The organism is Rhodoferax sp. (genome assembly GCF_039922535.1).
Lineage (GTDB): Bacteria > Pseudomonadota > Gammaproteobacteria > Burkholderiales > Burkholderiaceae_C > Rhodoferax_B.
In genome coordinates this window covers 1-5,235 of record NZ_JBDTEM010000486.1, presented here as the reverse complement: position 1 = coordinate 5,235, position 5,235 = coordinate 1, and the positions used below count along the sequence as shown (strand labels likewise).

The following is a 5,235-nucleotide window of genomic DNA, read 5'->3' as shown; positions in this document are numbered from 1 at the left end:
CCCATAGCGCCGCACCCGAGGCGCTTTTTTCTTCCAAACGCTGGTATTTGCAGCCCACCGAGCGGGGTGCCAAGCCCTTCGACGGCACCCGGCTGCTGCGCGTGCTGGAAGCCAAAGAACATTCTGGTGGTGTCGTGGCCCAATCCCATGAGGTTGTGGGGCGCGATGCTGCCGAGGCGTTGCGGGGCTCGCGTATTTTTGTGGCCCGCACTAGCTTCCCTAGCGTGTCCGTCGATGAGTATTACTGGGTTGATTTGATCGGCTTGGACGTGGTCAACCGCGAAGGCGTTGCGCTAGGGCAGGTCAAAGAACTGCTTTCTACCGGCGCACAAACCGTGCTCGTTATCGCCTACCAAGAGGCAGACGAAGCAGGTGTAGTGCAAGCCTTGGAGCGCATGGTGCCGTTTGTTGCCGTGTACGTGGACAAGGTCGATTTGCCCACCCGCCTGATCACCGTAGACTGGCAACCAGACTACTGAACCGGCAGGCGCTGCGCATGCGGTTTGACATCATCAGCCTTTTTCCCGAGTTGTTTTCGCCGTTTTTGACCAGCGGCGTGACGCGCCGTGCGTTCGAATCGGGCCTGGTTGAACTGCATCTGTGGAACCCGCGTGATTTTGCCGATGGCAACTACCGCCGGGTGGATGACCGGCCTTTTGGCGGCGGCCCTGGCATGGTCATGCTGGCCGAGCCACTGGCGCGTTGTTTGGCGGCTATCCAGGTGGCCCGCGCGGATGTGGCACCCGTCGTCTTGTTTTCCCCTTTGGGCCCCGCGCTCACCCATGCCACGGTAGAGGTATGGTCGGCCAGCGCAGGCGCGGTGCTGGTGTGCGGGCGCTACGAAGGCATCGACCAGCGTTTCATCGATCAATTTGTCACCCACCAGATCAGCCTGGGTGATTTCGTGCTTTCGGGTGGCGAAATTGCCGCCCTGGCCCTGCTGGATGCCGTGGCGCGTTTGCAGCCCGGTGTGTTGAATGATGCAGGCAGCCACCAGTTTGATAGCTTCAACCCTGCGCTCGACGGCCTACTGGACTGTCCGCACTACACCCGCCCGGAAACCTGGGAAGGCCACAAAGTGCCCGATGCGCTGCTGTCGGGCCACCATGTGCAGATCGAGCGCTGGCGGCGTGACCAGCGCCTGCAGCTCACGGCAGAGCGCCGCCCCGATCTGCTGCAAGCTGCCCGTACCGCGGGCCGCCTGGGCCGCGCGGATGAGCAATGCTTGAAGGGCCTGCCGCCTGTATAAAAAGACGGTATGGCATGAAATGCTATACTAGAAGGCTTTTCGATCCTCTGCCCGGCCGCTTTTCCATTCCGGTAAAAGCATTTCTAATTCAGGCGCGGACACGATCATTAGAGGAAAACCATGAACTTAATCGAAATCCTAGAGCAAGAAGAAATTGCCCGCTTGGCCAAAGTGATCCCTTCGTTCGCCCCTGGCGACACGGTGATCGTCAGCGTCAACGTGGTTGAAGGTGCGCGCAAGCGTGTGCAGGCCTATGAAGGTGTCGTGATTGCCAAGCGCAACCGTGGCCTCAACAGCGGCTTCACCGTGCGCAAGATCTCCAGCGGCGAAGGCGTGGAGCGTACGTTCCAAACCTACAGCCCGTTGATCGCTGGCATCGAAGTTAAGCGCCGTGGTGATGTGCGCCGCGCCAAGCTGTACTACCTGCGTGACCGCAGCGGCAAGTCGGCACGTATCAAGGAAAAGTTGCCTAACCGCATCAAGGTCGCAGCTGCCAAGGCAGCCGCAGCTGCAGCGTAATCTGCACTGTTCCTTGAAAAAGCCGCCACATGCGTCAAGCTGTGGCGGCTTTTTTCGTGGATCTTTGAAGCTCTGAGATGTCGCAACTACCTTTGACTCCTTTGTCGAAGCTGTCCAACTTCGACCCGCGCAAGGTTCCTGTTGTGGGCTCTGATGCCCATCTGCTTGCGGTTGCTGCGGCACAACTGCTGCCCAATGCTCTGCGCGCCCGCTTCCAGAACCCGCCGGTATGGCAGCCCGAGGTGCGGGCCGAGCCGCGTTTTACCGACCGTGCCCCCCGCCATGCCGCTGTGCTGATCCCCATCGTGCTGCACAGCCAGCCCACGATTTTGTTGACCCAGCGCACCGCCCACATGTCGTCCCACGCCGGACAGATCGCCTTTCCTGGCGGCAAGGTAGATGCCACCGACGCAGATGCCAGCGCTGCCGCCCTGCGCGAGGCCTGGGAGGAGGTGGGTCTGGCGCCTGGGTATGTAGAGGTCATTGGCGAGTTGCCCGCGTATGTGACCGGTACCGCCTTCATCGTCACGCCTGTGGTGGCGCTGGTGCAGCCGGGTTTTACGCTGGTGCACCAGCCTGAAGAAGTGGCCGATGCCTTCGAGGTGCCGCTGGCCTTTTTGATGGACCCGGCACACCACCGCCGCCATGCGTTCGACTGGGAGGGCGTGCAACGCGAGTGGTTTTCTATGCCCTACACCGATGCGCGGGGCGAGCGTTTCATCTGGGGTGCGACCGCGGGCATGCTGCGAAACTTCTACCGATTCCTCTGTGCCTGAAGCTGCGCCACAGCGGGCCGTTATCATCCTGCCATGAGCTTTTTTGCGATCATGTTTGCGCTCTTGTTAGAGCAGGTACGCCCCGTAGCCCGAGACAACCCCATACACGGCCTGTTGCGCGCCTGGGTGCGGGCCTCCAGCCGCAATTTTGATGCCGGTACACCGCAGAACGGTTGGCTGGCTTGGGCCTTGGCCGTCGTCGTGCCCAGCCTGGTGGCGTTGGGCCTGCACTGGCTGCTGGTGTGGGCGATTGGCTGGCCGGTGGCGGTGCTGTGGAACGTGGCCGTGCTCTACATCACCCTGGGTTTTCGGCAGTTCAGCCACCATTTCACCGCGATCCGCGATGCCCTGGAAAGTGGCGACGAGCCGCTGGCGCGCGAGCGGCTGGCGCAGTGGCAGCAGGTGGATGCCAGCGAGCTGCCGCGCAGCGAAATCGTCCGCCATGTGATCGAGTACTCGGTAATTGCCGCGCACCGCCATGTGTTTGGTGTGCTGGCCTGGTATTCGGTGCTGGCCGCGCTGGGCCTGGGGCCCGCGGGTGCGGTGTTTTACCGGCTGAGCGAATTTGTGTCGCGCTACTGGAAGCACAAAGCCAGTGACCGACACCAGCCCGCCAGTGCCTCGCTGCAAAAAGCCGCCGCCAACGCCTGGACGGCCATCGACTGGCTGCCTGCCCGGGCCACGGCGCTGGGATTTGCCGTGGTGGGCAGCTTTGAGGATGCGATCGACAGCTGGCGCAACTATGCCCAGCGCTTTCCCAATGACAACGATGGCGTGGTGCTGGCCGCCACTTCGGGTGCCTTGAATGTGCGCCTGGGTGGCGAGGCGTTGAAGACCATGGAAGCCATCGGCTATAGCCAAGCGAGCCCTTTGGAGTTGGCTGTGGATACCGAATCCACCCCGGGCCGCGACCCCGAACTGGCGCATCTGCGCAGCGTGGTCGGGCTGGTGTGGCGTGCCGTGGTGCTGTGGATGGGCATGCTGGCCTTGCTGACCCTGGCAAACCTGCTCGGTTGATATTTAAAGAAAATAGGGCTCTAGCGCAGGTACTACCTGCGCTGGCAGCTATGAAAGTAGTAGCATTTTGACTTCTTCCCCTTTTTGGAGCCCGGTGGTCGCCGGGCTGGTGCCTTACGTACCGGGTGAGCAGCCCAAGCTCGCCAACCTGACCAAGCTCAACTCCAACGAAAACCCGTACCCACCCTCGCCCCAGGTGGTGGCCGCCATCCAGGCCGCCGCGGAGCAGGGCTTGCAGCTCTACCCGGACCCGGAATCCATCGCCCTGCGCACGGCGATTGCCCAGCAGTACGGTTTGCAAAGGGACCAGGTGTTTGTGGGCAACAGCTCGGACGAGGTGCTGGCACATGCCTTCTTCGCCTTGTTCCAGCAGGCTGGGCCACTGGTGCTGCCCGACGTGACCTACAGCTTCTACCAGGTGTATTGCGGGCTGTACGGCATCCCCATGCACGTGGTGCCACTGGCCGATGGCTTGCGGGTGGATGTGGACACGCTGGTGGGGCCTGCGGGTGCTGCTATCGCCGGTGTGGTGATCGCCAACCCGAACGCCCCTACCGGCATCGGCCTACCGCTGGCGCAGATCGAACGCCTGCTGCAGATGCACCCGCAGCACGCCGTGCTGGTGGACGAGGCCTATGTGGATTTTGGTGGGGCATCCGCCGTGGGCCTGATAGCCCGCTACCCGAACCTGCTGGTGACGCAAACCCTGTCTAAATCGCGCTCCTTGGCCGGTTTGCGGGTGGGCTTGGCCTGTGGCCAACGGCCGTTGATCGAGGCGCTGGAGCGGGTGAAAAACAGCTTCAACTCCTACCCGCTGGGACGACTGGCGCAGGCCGGTGCGCTGGCAGCGTTTGAAGACCAGGCCTACTTTGCCCAGACCTGCGCCGCCGTGGTGCACAGCCGTGAAGGCCTGGTGCTGCAGCTGGAAGACATGGGCTTCGAGGTGCTGCCGTCGCAGGCCAATTTTGTGTTTGCCCGGCATCCGCAGCGCGATGCGGCCGAGTTGGCGGCACAACTGCGCGCCCGGGCGGTGCTGGTGCGCCACTTCAGGCAGGAGCGGATCGCCCAGTACCTGCGGATCAGCGTGGGCACGCCTGCGCAGTGCGACACCTTGCTGGAGGCTTTAGCCGCCATCCTCGGCTAAAACTTCGGCGCGTCCAGTTCGGCAAACAGGTCTCTATAGATTTTGTAGCGCCTGTCGCTGATGCTGCCTGCGCTGGAGTCACTTTTGACGGCTGCAATCACGCCGCAGCCGGGCTCGTGCAAATGCGTGCAGTTGTAGAACTTGCAGCGCTCCACAAAGGGTTTGATGTCGGGCATCAGGCCCGACAGATGCCGGGCATCGATGTGGTGCAGGCCAAATTCCTGGAAGCCGGGCGAGTCGATCAGCGCCGTCTTCGCCTCTTTGTCCACCCAGTACCAGGTGGTGCTGGTGGTGGTGTGCTTGCCGGTGTTCAGGGCCTGCGAGATTTCGCGGGTGGCGGCCAGTGCGCCGGGCACCAAGTGGTTGGTCAGCGTGCTTTTGCCCGCGCCCGAGGGGCCCAGCACCAGCGTGGTCTTACCTGCCAGTTCGGCTTTCAACATATCCAGGCTGTCGCTGGAGCCTTTGAGCGACAGCGGCAGCATGCGGTAGCCCATGTCGCGGTAGGCGGCCAGCCAGCCCCAGGCGCGCTC

7 protein-coding genes are annotated in these 5,235 nt (G+C 62.7%); 6 read left to right on the top strand and 1 reads right to left on the bottom strand.

Annotated features, from left to right (window positions below; genetic code table 11):
- From rimM to hisC, 6 genes are all read left to right on the top strand, one after another.
- Positions 1–479: ribosome maturation factor RimM (gene rimM, locus ABI213_RS22770; protein WP_348028792.1), on the top strand; the 479-nt coding region annotated here is incomplete at its 5' end.
- A gap of 17 nt (positions 480–496) precedes the next feature.
- The gene (gene trmD / locus ABI213_RS22765; protein WP_348028790.1) at positions 497–1,249 is read left to right on the top strand and encodes a tRNA (guanosine(37)-N1)-methyltransferase TrmD; all 753 of its coding nucleotides are present in this window, start codon (positions 497–499) and stop codon (positions 1,247–1,249) included.
- Between the two features lie 120 nt (positions 1,250–1,369).
- Positions 1,370–1,768 (top strand): 50S ribosomal protein L19, encoded by a 399-nt coding sequence (gene rplS / locus ABI213_RS22760; protein WP_315190094.1) that lies wholly within the window; start codon positions 1,370–1,372, stop codon positions 1,766–1,768.
- A gap of 77 nt (positions 1,769–1,845) precedes the next feature.
- Positions 1,846–2,544: a CoA pyrophosphatase gene (locus ABI213_RS22755; protein ID WP_348028788.1), complete on the top strand. Its 699-nt coding sequence runs from the start codon at positions 1,846–1,848 to the stop codon at positions 2,542–2,544.
- Between the two features lie 33 nt (positions 2,545–2,577).
- Positions 2,578–3,561, top strand: a complete 984-nt coding sequence (locus tag ABI213_RS22750; RefSeq protein ID WP_348008889.1) for a CobD/CbiB family protein — start codon at positions 2,578–2,580, stop codon at positions 3,559–3,561.
- Positions 3,562–3,625: 64 nt separating this feature from the next.
- Positions 3,626–4,705: a histidinol-phosphate transaminase gene (gene hisC / locus ABI213_RS22745; RefSeq protein ID WP_348028794.1), complete on the top strand. Its 1,080-nt coding sequence runs from the start codon at positions 3,626–3,628 to the stop codon at positions 4,703–4,705.
- Here the strand turns inward: hisC and rsgA are convergent.
- On the bottom strand, positions 4,702–5,235 hold a 534-nt coding region (rsgA, locus tag ABI213_RS22740; RefSeq protein WP_348028786.1), incomplete at its 5' end, for a ribosome small subunit-dependent GTPase A. The genes hisC and rsgA overlap by 4 nt on opposite strands.

Bases quoted from the DNA above. Each gene is read 5' to 3' on its own strand.
- trmD (WP_348028790.1), top strand. From the start codon at position 497: ATGCGGTTTGACATCATCAGCCTTTTTCCCGAGTTGTTTTCGCCGTTT.
- rplS (WP_315190094.1), top strand. From the start codon at position 1,370: ATGAACTTAATCGAAATCCTAGAGCAAGAAGAAATTGCCCGCTTGGCC.
- ABI213_RS22755 (WP_348028788.1), top strand. From the start codon at position 1,846: ATGTCGCAACTACCTTTGACTCCTTTGTCGAAGCTGTCCAACTTCGAC.
- ABI213_RS22750 (WP_348008889.1), top strand. From the start codon at position 2,578: ATGAGCTTTTTTGCGATCATGTTTGCGCTCTTGTTAGAGCAGGTACGC.